The organism is Pseudomonas sp. CC6-YY-74, from assembly GCF_002025205.1.
In the GTDB taxonomy this organism is placed as follows: Bacteria; Pseudomonadota; Gammaproteobacteria; order Pseudomonadales; family Pseudomonadaceae; genus Aquipseudomonas; species Aquipseudomonas paeninsulae.
Map to the genome: position 1 here is coordinate 2,374,241 of NZ_CP019947.1, position 15,128 is coordinate 2,389,368.

Annotated in this window: 16 protein-coding genes; 7 read left to right on the forward strand and 9 right to left on the reverse strand. The window is 63.2% G+C overall.

Translation table 11 applies throughout. From position 1 onward, the window contains the following. Positions 1-90: 90 nt before the first annotated feature. Together B2D37_RS10860 and B2D37_RS23105 are read right to left on the reverse strand one after the other, a co-directional pair. The gene (locus tag B2D37_RS10860) at positions 91-900 is read right to left on the reverse strand and encodes a CAP domain-containing protein (protein ID WP_256573174.1); all 810 of its coding nucleotides are present in this window, start codon (positions 898-900) and stop codon (positions 91-93) included. A gap of 239 nt (positions 901-1,139) precedes the next feature. Then, entirely contained in the window at positions 1,140-1,292 is a 153-nt protein-coding gene (locus B2D37_RS23105) for a hypothetical protein (RefSeq protein ID WP_154067079.1), read from the reverse strand. 608 nt (positions 1,293-1,900) lie between these two features. Here B2D37_RS23105 and B2D37_RS10865 point away from each other — a divergent pair. After that, positions 1,901-4,075, forward strand: a complete 2,175-nt coding sequence (locus B2D37_RS10865; protein ID WP_177345211.1) for a retention module-containing protein — start codon at positions 1,901-1,903, stop codon at positions 4,073-4,075. A gap of 88 nt (positions 4,076-4,163) precedes the next feature. On the opposite strand, the gene B2D37_RS10870 is transcribed toward B2D37_RS10865, so the two are convergent. Continuing rightward, positions 4,164-4,502 carry a hypothetical protein gene (locus B2D37_RS10870; protein ID WP_079202695.1) on the reverse strand — a complete coding sequence of 113 codons (339 nt, stop codon included), beginning with the start codon at positions 4,500-4,502 and terminating at the stop codon, positions 4,164-4,166. Positions 4,503-4,813: 311 nt separating this feature from the next. Here B2D37_RS10870 and B2D37_RS10875 point away from each other — a divergent pair, with 311 nt between their 5' ends. After that, positions 4,814-5,095, forward strand: a complete 282-nt coding sequence (locus tag B2D37_RS10875) for a peptidylprolyl isomerase (protein ID WP_079202696.1) — start codon at positions 4,814-4,816, stop codon at positions 5,093-5,095. Positions 5,096-5,145: 50 nt separating this feature from the next. Here B2D37_RS10875 and B2D37_RS10880 read toward each other — a convergent pair whose 3' ends face one another. Beyond that, positions 5,146-5,478, reverse strand: a complete 333-nt coding sequence (locus B2D37_RS10880; protein WP_079202697.1) for a carboxymuconolactone decarboxylase family protein — start codon at positions 5,476-5,478, stop codon at positions 5,146-5,148. A 384-nt stretch (positions 5,479-5,862) separates the two neighbouring features. Between B2D37_RS10880 and B2D37_RS10885 the strand changes: the two genes are divergently transcribed. Next, a complete protein-coding gene (locus B2D37_RS10885) occupies positions 5,863-6,219 on the forward strand; it encodes a hypothetical protein (protein ID WP_154067080.1) in 357 nt (118 codons plus the stop codon). Between the two features lie 357 nt (positions 6,220-6,576). Next, positions 6,577-6,834 carry a hypothetical protein gene (locus tag B2D37_RS10890; protein WP_079202699.1) on the forward strand — a complete coding sequence of 86 codons (258 nt, stop codon included), beginning with the start codon at positions 6,577-6,579 and terminating at the stop codon, positions 6,832-6,834. A gap of 39 nt (positions 6,835-6,873) precedes the next feature. Here the strand turns inward: B2D37_RS10890 and B2D37_RS10895 are convergent, their stop codons facing one another. Together B2D37_RS10895 and B2D37_RS10900 are read right to left on the reverse strand one after the other, a co-directional pair. Next, positions 6,874-7,752: an EamA family transporter gene (locus tag B2D37_RS10895; protein ID WP_079202700.1), complete on the reverse strand. Its 879-nt coding sequence runs from the start codon at positions 7,750-7,752 to the stop codon at positions 6,874-6,876. 599 nt (positions 7,753-8,351) lie between these two features. After that, positions 8,352-8,783: a universal stress protein gene (locus B2D37_RS10900; protein WP_079202701.1), complete on the reverse strand. Its 432-nt coding sequence runs from the start codon at positions 8,781-8,783 to the stop codon at positions 8,352-8,354. Between the two features lie 334 nt (positions 8,784-9,117). Between B2D37_RS10900 and B2D37_RS10905 the strand changes: the two genes are divergently transcribed. Further along, positions 9,118-9,819, forward strand: coding sequence for a YebC/PmpR family DNA-binding transcriptional regulator (locus B2D37_RS10905; RefSeq protein WP_079202702.1), 702 nt, complete (start codon positions 9,118-9,120; stop codon positions 9,817-9,819). Positions 9,820-9,828: 9 nt separating this feature from the next. Here the strand turns inward: B2D37_RS10905 and B2D37_RS10910 are convergent, their stop codons facing one another. Beyond that, complete coding sequence (locus tag B2D37_RS10910; RefSeq protein WP_079202703.1) at positions 9,829-10,224, reverse strand: DUF488 domain-containing protein; 396 nt, start codon at positions 10,222-10,224, stop codon at positions 9,829-9,831. 66 nt (positions 10,225-10,290) lie between these two features. Between B2D37_RS10910 and B2D37_RS10915 the strand changes: the two genes are divergently transcribed. Further along, positions 10,291-10,962: a COG3650 family protein gene (locus tag B2D37_RS10915; RefSeq protein ID WP_079202704.1), complete on the forward strand. Its 672-nt coding sequence runs from the start codon at positions 10,291-10,293 to the stop codon at positions 10,960-10,962. 135 nt (positions 10,963-11,097) lie between these two features. Continuing rightward, the gene (locus B2D37_RS10920; RefSeq protein WP_079202705.1) at positions 11,098-12,714 is read left to right on the forward strand and encodes an NAD(P)/FAD-dependent oxidoreductase; all 1,617 of its coding nucleotides are present in this window, start codon (positions 11,098-11,100) and stop codon (positions 12,712-12,714) included. A 267-nt stretch (positions 12,715-12,981) separates the two neighbouring features. Here B2D37_RS10920 and B2D37_RS10925 read toward each other — a convergent pair whose 3' ends face one another. Together B2D37_RS10925 and B2D37_RS10930 are read right to left on the reverse strand one after the other, a co-directional pair. Further along, a complete protein-coding gene (locus tag B2D37_RS10925) occupies positions 12,982-14,076 on the reverse strand; it encodes a PLP-dependent cysteine synthase family protein (protein WP_079202706.1) in 1,095 nt (364 codons plus the stop codon). A gap of 10 nt (positions 14,077-14,086) precedes the next feature. Beyond that, entirely contained in the window at positions 14,087-14,992 is a 906-nt protein-coding gene (locus B2D37_RS10930; protein ID WP_079202707.1) for a DMT family transporter, read from the reverse strand. Between the last annotated feature and the right edge of the window lie 136 nt (positions 14,993-15,128).

Consider the following 15,128-nt stretch of genomic DNA (forward strand, 5'->3'; position numbering starts at 1 on the left):
TCTGACGAGCCGGTCCCGACTCGCACCGTGGCTGAGGTGCACTTTCTGCTCGACTCATCGGCGAATTGCCATGCTGCCAGCTGGCACAGCCTAACGCGGGGTGCCGAACACCTGGGTCCAGTAGATGAGCGCATCGCTCTCGGGATTCACCGCGTAGGCGGCGCCCATCTCGGTGAAGTGCGGATTCATGATATTGGGGCAGTGGGAAGGGCTGGCCAGCCAGCCGGCTACCGCCTGTTTCGCGCTGCCCTGACCGGCGGCGATGTTTTCACCGATGCGCTGCCAGCGGTAGCCGGCGTGCTGGGCGCGCCCGCCGGCCTGGCTGCCGCCTTTACTGGTATGGCTGAAGTAATTGCGCGCCGCCATGTCGCGGCTGTGCGCCAGCGCGGAGCGGGCGAGTCGCACATTCCAGGTTAGCGGCGCTGCCGCCGCGAACACCTGACCGCCACAGCTCCTGGAAGTGGCGCGAGCCTGGTTAACCTGTTGCAGGATCGCCTGCCCCGCGTGTTGCCAGTCACCCAGCTCTGGGGATAACAGGGGCTGTGCGAGTATCAGCTGCCAGGTCTGGCCACTGCGCAAAACGCCGATCTCGCTGAGTTGTGGATCCAGCAACGGGCCGCAGTAGCGCTGCTTGAGCGCAGACATCACGGCATTGACGTTAGTGGCTCCCGCCAGGGCAATCACCTGCACCCTGCGGGCCTGATAGCCGGCCCTCTTCAGTTCGCGCTGCAATTGCGCCTCGGAAGCCACCAGCACCCGCGCCAACCTGTCGTCCGGCGCAAGCGGGCCCAGCGCCTCGGTTTGCCGGCCGTCGCAGGTTGCGGACGCTTGGCGATACGTGTTGATCAGCGTCAGCAGGGCTCGCGTCTCGGAGGCTTGCGCCGCAGCGGCAGACAGCATGGCGACCAACAGCAGCGCAACTGCGCGCAGACGGCAGCGGCCGGGAAGGATTCGAGGTGCGGACAATGGTTGTCGTATCGCGGCCATGGTTTCTGTCATCACGTTGCATGCATGCGTACTGCTTACCCTGAACAGGCACAGTGTAGACAACGCTACTCGCGCAAATGCGCAAGCCACGCGCATGCCTGTACCAGGCAGCGCCGCCATGGGCCGCGCGATCTTGGCCCGGCGACCTGACCCTACTGCGGCGTGCCGAACAGCTGCGCCCAGTAGCTGGCCGCATCGCGCTGCGGACTCAGCGCATAGGCGCTACCCATTTCCGTGAAGTCAGGGTTCATTGTCGGGCGGTTGCGCCGCGCGCGACGACGGGTCGAACGTGCGGCCTGGGGCATGGGGCATGGTTCGTGCCATCCACGTCATGGCGCTTGATGGCCTCGGCAGGCGTCTAGCCGCGGCGAATATCAGCACTCTAGACCCTATGTTCATATGCAAGGTTTGCGACAGCGGGTGGATAACGCTTTATCCATCCAGCCGGTTCTCATCGCCCGGATCAGCTCCAGGGTAATCCGGGCGGGTTTGCCCGATTGCACCCAGGCTTATCCACGCTGCGCAACCTGCCCTGGAGACAAGCCCGGAATCCTCTTGTGGCAGCCATCGCCGAGCCTCCGCCCCCAGGGTTTCAAGGTTGGACAACCGCCTTCCGCCGCCCGTCATATCCCGGCCGGTCATAGCCGCGGGGCACATAGCCAGTGCCCCTGTAAAGGCTCCGCGAGCAGGCACACAAACGTGCGGCCAAGCGCAATGAAGAGAACCACCCAACGGTTATAAATGAACATTTTTTAAAAACTTTCTAAACCAATTGGCCAATTTGCTTGCCCAACATGCAGTTCGCATTGCCCAGGCACTCGCGCTCGGAGCGGGTCTGTCTATCGCGCAGGGCTGAAAAACCCGCGCGATTACCACCCCCGACATGGGTATGACGGTTTCCAGGAGAGAATGCATGAGCCTATCCATAGGTGTGGTACAGCAGGTTATCGGTGAGGTTTCGCTAGTCGGTAACGACGGCGTTACACGCCGTGTGATTGAAGGCGACCGGGTGTTTCTCGGTGACCAGTTGGTTTCCGGGAGTGATGGCTCAGTGGTGATCAGTCTCAACCAGGGCGGCGAACTGGCCATGGGCAGCGCCAGCAGTCTGCTGCTCAGCCCTGCAGTGCTCGCCGACGACGCTGGCGCCGAGCCCGTGGAGCCGCTGATCAGCACCGCGCAGTTGCGGGAAATACAGGAGCTGCAGCGCGCTATCGCGGCGGGTGAAGACCCCAGCACTAATACCGAAGCTCCGGCGGCAGGCGCTCAGGCGGGCAGCAGTGGTGGGAGCAACAGTGGTCACTCGTTCGTCCTGTTGCAGGAGACGGCCGGCCAGCTAGAGGCGCAAATCGGTTTCGACACCGGGCTGCTGGCGTTGGCGAACCTCGATATCGTCTTGCCCAGCATGCTGGCGGACGCCGAGTCAGACGAGTCGATAGTGCCCGGCGAACCGGTCGTGCCGCCAGTTCCTCAGGTCACTGAACCGCCCGTACTGGTGGTAGGTAGCAACGCCGACGATGTTCCAGGCGCGACTGCTCCCCATCTGCAGCCAAGCCCGCTGGATTCGGAGCCTGCCGGTATGCTGGCGGGTGGTTCGGGCAACGATGTGCTGATCGGTGATGCCGGCGGGACGCAGAGCCTGACCATACCAGGCAAGAACTACAACATCGCCCTGCTGGTGGACACCTCGGGCAGTATGGCCCGCGAGTCGGGTTCGGGAGAGTCGCGCATCCAGTTGACCAAGGATGCCTTGAGCCATCTGGCCAACCAACTCAAGGGTCATGATGGCGTGATCAACGTGCAACTGCTGCCGTTCAACAGTGATGTCGGCTCGGTCACCACTATCTACGGACTCAATGCGCTCAACGTCGGCATCCTGCTGTCCGCCATCGACGCCCTGAGCCTGACGGGGCACACCAATTACGAGGCGGCCCTGGCTGGGGCCAGCCAATGGTTCAACCAGCAGATCATCGGCGCCGGCGCGGACAGTGCTGGCAATTTCGAACAACTGGCCTTTCTCCTCTCCGACGGACAGCCCACCATGTACCTGGATGAACAGGGCAAACCGGTGTTGGACACGGCCAACATCACCAATTTCCGTGACATCGATGAAGCCCTGCAGGCCGGGCGCGGCATGTTGCACGAAGGCATTGGTGGTGAGCAGATCCAACTGCACAGCATCAGTATCGGCTCGGCCAGCACCTCGGCGGTGCTGGACCTTTTCGACAATACCGCGCCGAGCGGCACGCGTTCGGTGAACCTGCCCGATGGCACGGTAGTGACCGCCCCGGCCGGCAGCTCGCAGACCGTCCACAGTGCCGAAGAGTTACAGGCCTTGCTCACTACCGGCTCCACCAGTGCTGTCGCGCTAGCGCTGGGCGATGACCAGCTGTTCGGCGGAGCGGGTAACGACATGCTGTTCGGCGACAGCTTGAACACCGACTTTCTCGCCTGGCCCGGGCACCCTGCCGGCAGTCACGATGGCCAGGGTTATCAGGCGCTGCTCGACTACCTGCAGGCCGACAATGGCGGCGCAGCACCGAGCCTGACCCAGGTGCGTGAATTTATTGTCGGGCAGGCCTTCGAGCTGAGCCCGGCCAGCGACCTACGCGGCGGCAGTGATCTACTCAACGGCGGCCACGGTAACGACATCCTGTTCGGCCAAGGTGGCAACGACAGGCTCATCGGTGGGCAAGGCGACGACATCCTGATTGGCGGAAGCGGCCAGGATGTCTTTGTCTGGAATGCCGGCGAGCAGGGCCACGACCGCGTCTCCGACTTCACCCTGGGTGGCCCCGAGGGCGATGCCCTGAATCTGCATGATCTGCTGGGCACAGAGGAATCCGGCGTTCTGGCCGATTACTTGAATTTCTCCGTGCTCGACGGCGGCGGCTCAGTCAGCACCCTGATCTCGATCAGCGCCGCTGCCGGTGGCCCGCCGAGTCAGATGATCGAGCTGTCCGGCGTCGACCTGGCCGCGCACTATGCGGTCACTACCGGCCCAGGCGGCATGATCAGCAGCGGCGCGGATACCACGCGAATAATCGACGGGCTGTTCGGTGACAACGTATTGCGACTGGATACGGTCTGAAGACACAAACTGCCCCGCTGAGCAGGTCGCGCGACACTCGTACTCCGCCAACGCCTGGGCATGATCGGCGCCCTGCTCCGCCCCTCGGCTAACCCAGTTGGTCGATCATGACCGCATTGGTATAAACCAAACTGCCGTCACTCGCCCGATGCCCGACCAGATGAAATTGGCCGCGCTGATCCGCATCCAAATAGACGCGCCATTGGCAATCGGACAAGAGGCCGCATGCCTCCGGCGTACCCAACTCCATGCTGGTCATATCGGCATCGACCATGGTTTCTGCCTCGTGAGTCTTCTGCAAACGCAATTCGGCCTGTTCCAGACGCAAATGATCGGGCTCACTGACGCGAAAATGGAAGCTGCCCGCCGGAGTGGACTTGGTGGCGCCACTGGCTTTGCACCAGCCTTCAATGGTCAAGGTGTTCATGGCAAGACCTCCTGCTGTGAATGTGTGGGGGGCTGTCACGCCCTCCTATTGAATTTTAGACAACCGCTGAAGAGATGTTGATCCGTTGTTCCCCTACCGAGCCGGGGCAGGCAGTAGCACTGCCGGCCCCAGTGCAACGCTCAATCCAGCCACCCTGCGGGCTGCGCGCAAAGCGGCGCGATAGGCGCCAAGGCATCGCCCACACAAGCGGGCGAGACGCCGGCCTTATCCACGATTACAGCTGCCCGGCGTTTGAATACCGCAGTGATTGCGGTAGGCTCTGCACCTTATTTGAAAAGGAGTAATCCCCCATGGCCAAAGCCACTGCCCGTCACATCCTGGTTGCATCCGAAGAGAAGTGCATCGAACTGAAAACCGCTATCGAAGGCGGTGCCGACTTCGCCCAGGTCGCCAAAGACAACTCCACCTGCCCGTCCAGCCGCAGCGGCGGCGACCTCGGTTCGTTCGGCCCAGGCCAGATGGTCAAGGAATTCGACGCCGTGGTGTTCAGCGCCCCGATCAATGTCGTACAAGGCCCGGTGAAAACCCAGTTCGGTTACCACCTGCTCGAAGTCACCAGCCGCCAGGACTGACTTTTCGATCGTACCTGTGCCTTGCACAGGTACGATCACCCTCCTCCCCCCTAGCCACTGGCCTCAGCCTTCCCAATCACATCGTCCGCCCAACTCAACGCCGCAATGACTGTCGGGAAACCGATGGTACTGGTGAGCGAGAGCAAGGCGTGATGGATCTGTTCTGCAGTGGCACCGGCTTCCACCGCCCGCCGGACATGGCTATGCACCGCGCCCTCGGAGCGGATGGCCGCCGCGGCGCCAAGTTGCACCAGTTGAATGACCTGCTCCTCCAGCGGGCCGGCATGCCGCACGGCCTTGCCCAGCGCCTCTACCGCGTCGAAATATTCCGGGTGCTGCTTGCGCAAGCGTTGATAGGTCTCGAGTTCTCTTTTCTTTTGCATACTGGTCTCCTCATGCCGGAAGTACGCCGGAGTTTGCCCTTCGGTTCAGGCAGAGCGGCTTTAGTCAGGGTAGTCCCCTGGCGCGAAAAATCATGGATTACGGCCAGACGGCCTCCCGCCACACTGCACGTCGTGGCCCAAGCTGCCGAGCGGAGTAAGCGCAGCCATGTCGACCCGCCGGCGTTATTCCAGCACACGCAGTTACCCAGGACAGGCGGGACTGACTGCGCCTGAACGCTGGCTAGAGCATGGCGCAGAGCGCGGACAGCGACGAAGAAAGGCCCGCAGGACGCGGGCCAGGGAGGGAGCCATGGTGTAAAAAATGCACCTCTATGTCTTCAGTTGAGTAAGACCCCGCCACGCGGCTTGTACTCAATTGCGGCGATGATCACGCTGATCACGCTGATCGCGATAATCACGATAATCACGGCGATCACGATGGTTACGCTGGTCGCGATAGCCACGATCATTGCGATAGTCGCCACGAACCTCGCGGACCGGCACGGCCACGTAGCGAACCTGTCGTGGTGCGTACCTATTGCGATGATGCCGGTTGTGGCGTGGTGCGTAATGCACCACCCGTTGCGGCTGGCGGTAATCATGGCGTTGTCTATCGTCATGCGAATTATTGAACGCAGAAACCAGCAACGCGCCGACTGCAACGCCGGCGATTACGGGAACGACTTGGCTTCGCTCGAAAGCGGAAGCACTGCCTGCCGCCACAAGACACCCGGCCAATAGTACTACCTTGGAAATTCGACTCAGCATAAGTACCTCCTGGTATCCAAGGGGACGTATTCCCCTACGTCCAGCAAACAACGGATACGCGTCAGCTGAGGTCAGCCGTGAGTAAGCCGCGGGTAAAGATTCACAAGGCTACCCACGATCCAGGACGATGCGCAGCGGCGCCGACTGGGCGCCCACGCTCAAGCGTGGAGCCATCGGTTGCATGGATTGCCAGGGCGCGGCTAAACACTTGCAAGCGACCAGGGCGCCTGTCGAAGCGAACTGAGCGCCCCTCGATCAACGGAATAGGGCGGCGCTTGATAGACAGGTATACTCGCGCCCCACTTTTCCCTCGGCAGCCGCGGACCTTCCATGACCAGCACCCACTCGCCTGACCCAACGCTCGCCGCTCAGCCTGCCGACGTTGAACCCGCTACAGCCGCAACCAGCGAGCCGACCGCGGCAAAGAAACCCGGCCTGCCAGGCTTTGCCTCGCTGTTCTCCGCGGCAGCAGACGCCTCAGCCAAAAACGACGGTCAGGCCTGGCACCTGAAAGGCAATAAATCCGCTCACGAAAAGAAGATCGGCCCGGCACCGAATGGCACCCGCCGCTCCATGGGCAAGCGCTAACCGCACTAACGCCGCGCCCGACGCGGGTAGCACGTGCCCTCAACCCAGGCGTAGACGCCCGTACAGCCAGCCGCCACAGACGTTGATCAGCAGCCCGAGCATGACCAGTAGCGCGCCAAGCACTTGCAGCGGCCCGAGGTGTTCATCGAGCAGCAGCGCCGAAGACGTCAGCCCCACCACCGGCACCAGCAGCGAGAACGGCGCCACCTGGCTGGCCGGGTAGCGCGACAGCAGGCGGCTCCACAGGCCATAGCCGAGAATGGTCGCGCCGAACGCCAGGTAGATCAGCACCAGGATCGAATCCAGGTTGATCCCACGCAGGGCGGCCTCGATCGCCTCGGGCCCTTCAAGCAACCAGGACAGCGCCAGGAATGGCAGCGGCGGCACCAGGCTGCCCCACACCACCAGACCCACCAGGTTCACCTTGCCCAGCTTGCGCGTGACGATATTGCCCAGCGCCCACATAGACGCCGCGCCGATGGTCAGGAAAAACCCGGCCATGGTCATCAGCCGGTCGCCCTGCAGGCCGATCAACAGCAAACCAGCCGCCGCCACCAACAACCCGAACAGATTGGCCATGCGCAGGCGTTCGCCGAGAAACAGCGCGGCGAACAACAGGGTGAAGAACGCCTGGGATTGCAACACCAGCGAAGCCAGGCCCGCCGGCATGCCCACCGACATGGCATAGAACAGGAAGGCGAACTGGCCCAGCGAGATGGTCAGCCCGTAAAGCAGCAGCCAGCGCAACGGGATCTGCGGGCGCTTGATGAACAGAATCGCCGGAAAGGCTGCGAGCATGAAACGCAACGCACCCAGCAGCATCGGCGGCATGTCATGCAGGCCGATCTTGATCACCACGAAGTTCAGGCCCCAGACGATGATCACGACCAGCGCCAACAGCAAATCCTTGGGCGACACAGCGCTTCCTCGTCTTCACGGGTGAGCGGCCATTAGAGCAGCGCTGGCATATCGCCTATATACACAGTCGCTAGACAAAACAGCCACACAGTCCGCTGCGCTGTGGCCTTACTTATGAGCCGGTCTGATTTTCTCCTGCCTGCCCTCCCGCCAGTATTCCTCACGGGCTCTGCAAAGGCGGCTTCGGCGGCGCGCTCGGCGTGTGAAGCGGCCGGTGGCTGTAATCGCGGGTCAGTCACCGCTGGTTCTACCGTATCGCCCGCCTGGGCATGCTGCTGGCGGGCGTCCAGCTGATCTGGCGCAACCTCTATCGGCGTGCAGCAGGTTGCCCGCCAGCACCAGGCTGATGCCCAGCAGGCAGCTGGCAAGCCACTGGAGAGGTGTCTTCATCGCGTCCTCCTCGCACATGACGCAACGGCCGCCATCGGCCTAAGCCACACAACCTGGGGAAAGGATAGAAAAGCAATCGGGATCTTCCGCCGCCGCACGTCGCGACTTGGCGCTTGGCGTGGTGAAGCTGGCGAGTGGCCGCCACTCGGCATTGCCCTTGAACGGGCAAGGCCACCGCCAGCTGGCAACCACCATCATGTGCTGGCCGGTTACTTCACCAGCAGCACCGGCATCGACACTTCATGAACCACCCGCGTGGCCACCGAGCCCAGCAGCATGCCGGTGAAACTGCCCAGGCCGCGCGTACCCATCACCACGGTGTCACAGCCCAGTTGATCGGCGAACTCGCTCACCTGTGCCGCCACATTGCCGAGCGCCGTGTGCGCCATGTAACTGATACCGGCGGCCTTCAGCTGATCGGCCGGCCACACGAGAGTCTCGGACGCGGTGGCCTGCAGTGACTGCTGCATTTGCTCGATGATTGCGCCAGTCACGTACTCGCCATACAGCACCGGTTCGTGTTGCACATTGAGCAGATGCACCTTCAGCGTCGCAGCATGATCACGGGCGAAGTCGATGACGTACTGCAGAGCACGCTTGGAGCTGTCCGAGCCATCGAATGCAACCAATACCTTGCGCATAACCTGTCTCCTCTGCTGATTCACGACAAGCATAGACCAGGGTATCGAGCAGTCAGTTGCGCCAGGACAAGGTTGCCAGCGATGCACATTCGACCCGAGCGGCCAGCGCCTGGACGATTTGCACCGATCAAGCGCCGGCCTGCAACTACCCGCTAGCGCTGACGAAGCGGCCATGGTCAATCAAAGGGTGCCAGGCGCAGGCGGAGCGATTAAAATCCGTGGTCTAACTCCGTAGCCCTGGTTTTCTGCTGGCCGCCGCTCATCTGGACGTGGCATCACCGGTAAAACCTCACGGCCGGCTACTTATCCACCCGCACAGACCAAGAGAATCCGCATGGGCGCACAATGGAAAGCCAAACCTAGAGAAGCCGCCGCCAACGCCAGAGGCAAGATTTTCGGCCGCTTGGTGAAAGAAATCATGATCGCCGCGCGTAACGGCGCCGACCCGGACATGAACCCCAAGCTGCGCCTGGCCGTGCATCAGGCGAAAAAAGCCTCGATGCCCAAGGACACCCTGGACCGGGCGATCAAAAAAGGCGCGGGGCTGAGCGGTGAAACCGTCAACTTCGAACGCACCACCTATGAAGGCTTCGCGCCGCATCAGGTGCCGGTGATCGTCGAATGCCTGACCGATAACATCAACCGCACCGTGGCCGAGATCCGCGTGTTGTTCCGCAAAGGCCAGATGGGTGCTTCCGGCTCGGTGACCTGGGACTTCGACCACGTTGGCCTGATCGAAGCCTCCAGCGACAGCGGCGCCGATCCGGAACTGGCCGCCATCGAAGCCGGCGCCCAGGATTTCGAGCCGTCGGATGAGGGCAACACCCTATTCATCACCGAGCTGACCGATCTCGACGCGGTGTGCCGCGCCCTGCCCGACCAGGGTTTCACGGTCAACTCGGCCAACCTGGGCTATCGCCCGAAGAACCCGGTCAGCGGCCTGACGGACGCCGAAATGGAAGAAGTCGAAGCCTTCCTCGAGGCCATCGACGGCCACGACGATGTGCAGAATGTCTACGTCGGCCTGGCCGGCTAGGCGCAAGACTTACAGCCTGTCCGCGTAACACACCGCCGAGCTGGGTTCGGCTCGGTGGTCCAGCTCCTCTTCGAGAAACTCGGCCAGCACCTGGGCGTTGTTCGACTGCTGCGCGCGCGCGGCGAACAACAGGGTCAGGGTACCTTTCTCGGCGATTTCCAGCAGCCCTTGCCAATATTCCGGATGGCCGGCCAGTTCGCGCCGATAGCGCTGGCGAAACTCGGCGAACCGCTCAGGCGCGTGGCCAAATTGGCGGCGCAACTCAGTGGACGGCGCCACCTCGCGCAGCCAGGCGTCCAGTTGCAAGGTTGCCTTGCTACAACCGCGCGGCCATAGACGGTCGACCAATACCCGCCGGCCATCCGCTGCAGCCACCTCCTCGTATACCCGTTTGCACTGAATCATCGGCCTCTGCCCTTGTGATCGCCCATATGCCTGAGTACCGTGGCCGCTCTTGTCAGGAGAGCTTCGATGCACGCCAGTCGTATTTTATTGTTTGCCCTGTTGCCGCTATTTGCCAGCTGCCAGGTGTTCAGCGAAAAACCCCAGGCCGATTCGGTGCAACACACCCGCCTGCAAGGCGAGCTGAGCCTGGACGCCGGCCAACTGCTGCTGCGCCCCTGCCAGGAGCAGCGGCATTTTGTCATCGCCAATGACGGCGCGACCGGCATCATGCGCGATGCGGCCGAGCTGCTGGCCGACGGCCCCGGCCCGCTGTTTGCCGATCTGCGCGGCCAGTTGGCGGCCAGCCAGCGAACCGGCGTCGATGGTCAATTGACGCTCAGCCGGGTGTACCGCTTGCAACGCGAAGGCCCGGGCTGCGACGACCCCAACTTCAAGCGTACCACCCTGCACGCCAGCGGCCAGGAGCCAAGCTGGAGCGTGACCGTCAGCAGCCAGGGCTTGGTTCTCAATCGCGCCGGCCAGAAACCGCTGGCCTTGCCCTATCTGGAAGAACAGTTGCCGGAAGGCCGCTTCAACCTGACCAGTGAAGCCAACGGCCAGCGCCTGGAGCTGTGGGCCGCGCCGCAACGTTGTGTCGACAGCATGAGTGGCGCCGTACAGCACCTGTCTGCCGAACTGCGCCTCAATGGTGAAGTGATGCGCGGCTGCGCCTATTTCGGCGGCGCACGCGACGATTGAGTAAATTGATGTTTGTGGTGGGCTGCATGATGGATCCAGGCCAGCGCCGCGTGCCCCTTCCGGCCCAATAGCGCCTATAATCGCCACCTTGTCAAAGCTGCCGGGTTGCCTCCGGCCCTGATCCTGGATTGCCTCATGCTGCGTATCACCGAACTCAAGCTGCCTCTCGATCACCCCGAAGAGGCCCTGCGCCCAGCCATAGTCCAGCGCCTGGAGATCGGCGATGACGACTTGCTCGACTTCAGCCTGTTCAAGCGCAGCTACGACGCCCGCAAGAAGTCCAGCGAACTGCAGTTCATCTACACCATCGACTGCAGCGTGCGCGACGAAACGGCGCTGTTGGCCAAATTCGCCGACGATCACCACCTAACCCCCGCACCGAACATCACCTACCAGCCGGTCGGCCAGGCGCCGGCAGGCCTCGAAGAGCGTCCGCTGGTGGTCGGTTTCGGCCCCTGCGGAATCTTCGCCGCCTTGATCCTCGCGCAAGCCGGGCTCAGGCCGATCGTGCTGGAGCGTGGCACCGAAGTGCGCCAGCGCACCAAGGACACCTGGGACCTGTGGCGCAAGAACGTGCTCCACCCGGAATCCAACGTGCAGTTTGGTGAAGGCGGCGCCGGCACCTTCTCCGACGGCAAACTGTACAGCCAGATCAAGGATCCCAAGCACCTGGGCCGCAAGGTCCTGCAGGAGTTCGTCAAGGCCGGCGCACCGGAGGAGATCCTCTACGTCAGCAAACCGCACATCGGCACCTTCCGCCTGACCGGGGTGGTCGCCACCATGCGCGAGGAAATCAAGGCCCTGGGCGGCGAAGTACGCTTCCAGCAACGGGTCAGCGATCTGCTGATCGAAGACGACCAGCTGCAGGGCGTGGTGCTCGACAGCGGTGAGCAACTGCGCAGCCGCCATGTGCTCCTCGCCCTGGGCCATAGCTCGCGCGACACCTTCCGCATGTTGCACAGCCGGGGCGTGTACATGGAAGCCAAGCCGTTTTCGGTAGGCTTTCGCATCGAGCACCCACAGTCGCTGATCGACCGTGCGCGCCTGGGCAAGTACGCCGGCCACCCCAAGCTCGGCGCCGCCGACTACAAACTGGTGCACCACGCCAGCAACGGCCGCTCGGTCTACAGCTTCTGCATGTGCCCAGGCGGCACCGTGGTCGCCGCCACCTCGGAACCCGGGCGGGTGGTGACCAACGGCATGAGTCAGTACTCGCGCAACGAGCGTAACGCCAACGCCGGCATCGTCGTCGGCATCACTCCGGAGCAGGATTATCCGGGCGGCCCACTGGCCGGCATCGAGCTGCAGGAACGCCTGGAATCTCAGGCCTACCTGCTCGGTGGCAGCACCTACGAGGCGCCGGGGCAACTGGTTGGCGACTTCATCGCCGGCCGCCCCTCGACCGCGCTCGGCAGTATCGAGCCGTCCTACAAACCGGGCGTCAAGCTGGGCGACCTGGCGCTGGCCCTGCCGGACTTTGCCATCGAAGCGATCCGCGAAGCACTGCCCGCCTTCGACAAGCAGATCAAGGGCTTCGCCATGGCTGACGCGGTACTCACCGGCATCGAGACGCGCACCTCCTCGCCGCTGCGCATCACTCGTAACGCCGACCTGCAGAGCCTCAACGTCAAGGGCCTTTACCCGGCTGGCGAAGGAGCAGGTTATGCCGGCGGCATCCTCTCGGCCGGGGTCGACGGCATCCGCGTGGCCGAGGCATTGGCGCGGGATATGTTGGGTCTCAACGAAGACTGAGAGCTAGGGTGGACAACGCTTAGCGTTTCCACCATTGGCGTACTCGCTCAGGGTGGAGGGGTGAGGCGCTATCCACCCTACGGCATGCGCAGGCAGCAGATCGTGGCGCGCCCTGCGTATCTGCAATTCACTCATTTATCCTCCCCAGCGTCGGCCTACTCGTGGCCTGTACGGCTCGGATGGCTGAGATTCTGAGACAGGGCGCTGCGACGCAGTATCAGGGCCGCAGACGCTGACACTGACTAGTTGAACTCGCTACACCGGCCACTAGATTCCAACTGTTGGCAAATCACCCGGCAATGCCACGCCCCGCTCGGCGCACGCCGCCACCGCATCAATCAGCGGCGCCAACGCGAAGCCCTGGCTGTGCAGCCAGCTCTCGTCGTAATAAGTGGTGGCATAGCGCTCGCCGCCATCGCAGAGAATCGCCACCAGTGAACCCGATTCGCCGGCCGCGACCATGCGCTGCGCGACCAGCAGTGCGCCTATCAAGTTGGTGCCGCTGGAGCCTCCGACCCGCCGTCCCAGGCGTCGCGCCAGGTAGTGCATGGCTGCCAGCGAGAGGGCGTCGGGGACCTTGCACATGGCGTCGATCACCGCCGGCAGGAAGGACGCCTCGACCCGCGGCCGGCCGATGCCTTCGATGCGCGAGCCGCAGTCCAGGGTCAGGCTGGCATCGCCGCTGCGGTAATAGTCGAAGAACACCGAGCGCTCGGCATCGGCGCACAGCACGCGGGTGGCGTGACGGCGGTAGCGCACATAACGGCCGAGGGTGGCCAGGGTGCCGCCGGTGCCGGGGCTGGACACCAGCCAGGTCGGCTCGGGAAAGCGTTCGCTGCGCAGCTGCTGGAAAATCGATTCGGCGATGTTGTTGTTGGCGCGCCAGTCGGTGGCGCGCTCGGCGTAGGTGAACTGATCCATGAAGTGGCCGCCGCTCTCACGCGCCAGCCGTTCGGATTCGGCGTAGATCTGCGTCGGATCGTCGACCAGGTGACTCTGGCCACCATAGAAGGCGATCTGCGCGATCTTCTCCGGCGAGGTGGATGCCGGCATCACCGCGATAAAGGGCAGGCCCAGCAGGCCGGCGAAATAGGCTTCGGAAACGGCCGTGGAGCCGCTGGAGGCTTCGATCACCGGCGCGCCAGGCTTGAGCCAGCCATTGCACAGGGCATAGAAAAACAGCGAACGGGCCAGGCGGTGCTTGAGGCTGCCGGTGGGATGGCTGGACTCGTCCTTGAAGTACAGCTCGATGCCCGGCAGGCCAGGCAGCGCCAGGGGGATCAGATGGGTGTCGGCGCTGCGCTGAAAATCCGCCTCGATGATGCGGATCGCCTCGCGCGCCCAGAGTCTGCATTCACTCATCACTATCTCCTCAATCCAGCACGCCAACCGGTACGGGTGGCGCATTGCGCCATTGGCTCAAGGCCACCCCGCTAAATACCAGCGCAGCGGCGAGCAGTTGCAGGGAATTCAAGCGTTCACCGAGCAGCAGCATGGCAAACACCAGGGTGAACAGCGGAATCAGGTTGGTAAAGCCCGACGCCTGACTGGCCGGCAACTGGCTGACACCATAGTTGTACAAACCATAGGCGCCAACCGTGACCACCACGCCCAGGTAGACCACAGCAAGCAAGCCCAGCGGCGAGATGCTCGCCGGTAGAGGCGCGCCGAGCAGCGCCAGCGGCAGGAAGAACACGCTACCGATAAACGCCTGCATCGCCGTCAGGATAAAGGCCGAATAGCGCGCGGACAGGTGTTTGAGCAGCAGGGTGTAGCCCATGGCGCAGAGCATGGCGAGCAGTTCGTAGAAGTTACCGAGCAGCGGATTCGGCGCATGGGCATCGGCATTACCGGCCAGGCTCAGCCAAACGGCCCCCACTACCGCCAGCAGAAAGCCGGCCAGGGTGGTGCGGCTGATACGTTCGTGCAGGAAGACGAAGGCGCCCATGGCCACCAGCAACGGCAGCAGCGCGGTGATCATCCCGGCCTGCGAGGCACTGGTGCTCTGCAACGCCAGGGCCTCGAAGATGAAGTACAGGCAGGGCTCGCAAGCGGCCAGGCCGAGCAGGTACTTCCAGTCGCCGCGGCGGTAGCGAAGACGTCCGCGCCAGCGCCAGGCGAGCAGGAACACCAGGCTGCCGAGGGCCATGCGGGCGAAGATCACCCACATCGGCGGCAACTCGGCGAAGGCCCATTTCAGGGCGATGAAGGAACTGCCCCACAGCGCCATGGCCACGACCAGGCAGACCACTGCCAGTGCCCTGCCCTGACCGCTCATATACCGCTCCACGCAAAAGCTGGAGTGTAGCCAGGCCTGTGCGGCGCGGACAGGTACAGTCAGGCGCAGGAACTGTGCGCTTGGCAATGGTTGCGTGGGTTGATAGGGGCGTAGTTCGCAGGGCCACTCGGGTTCC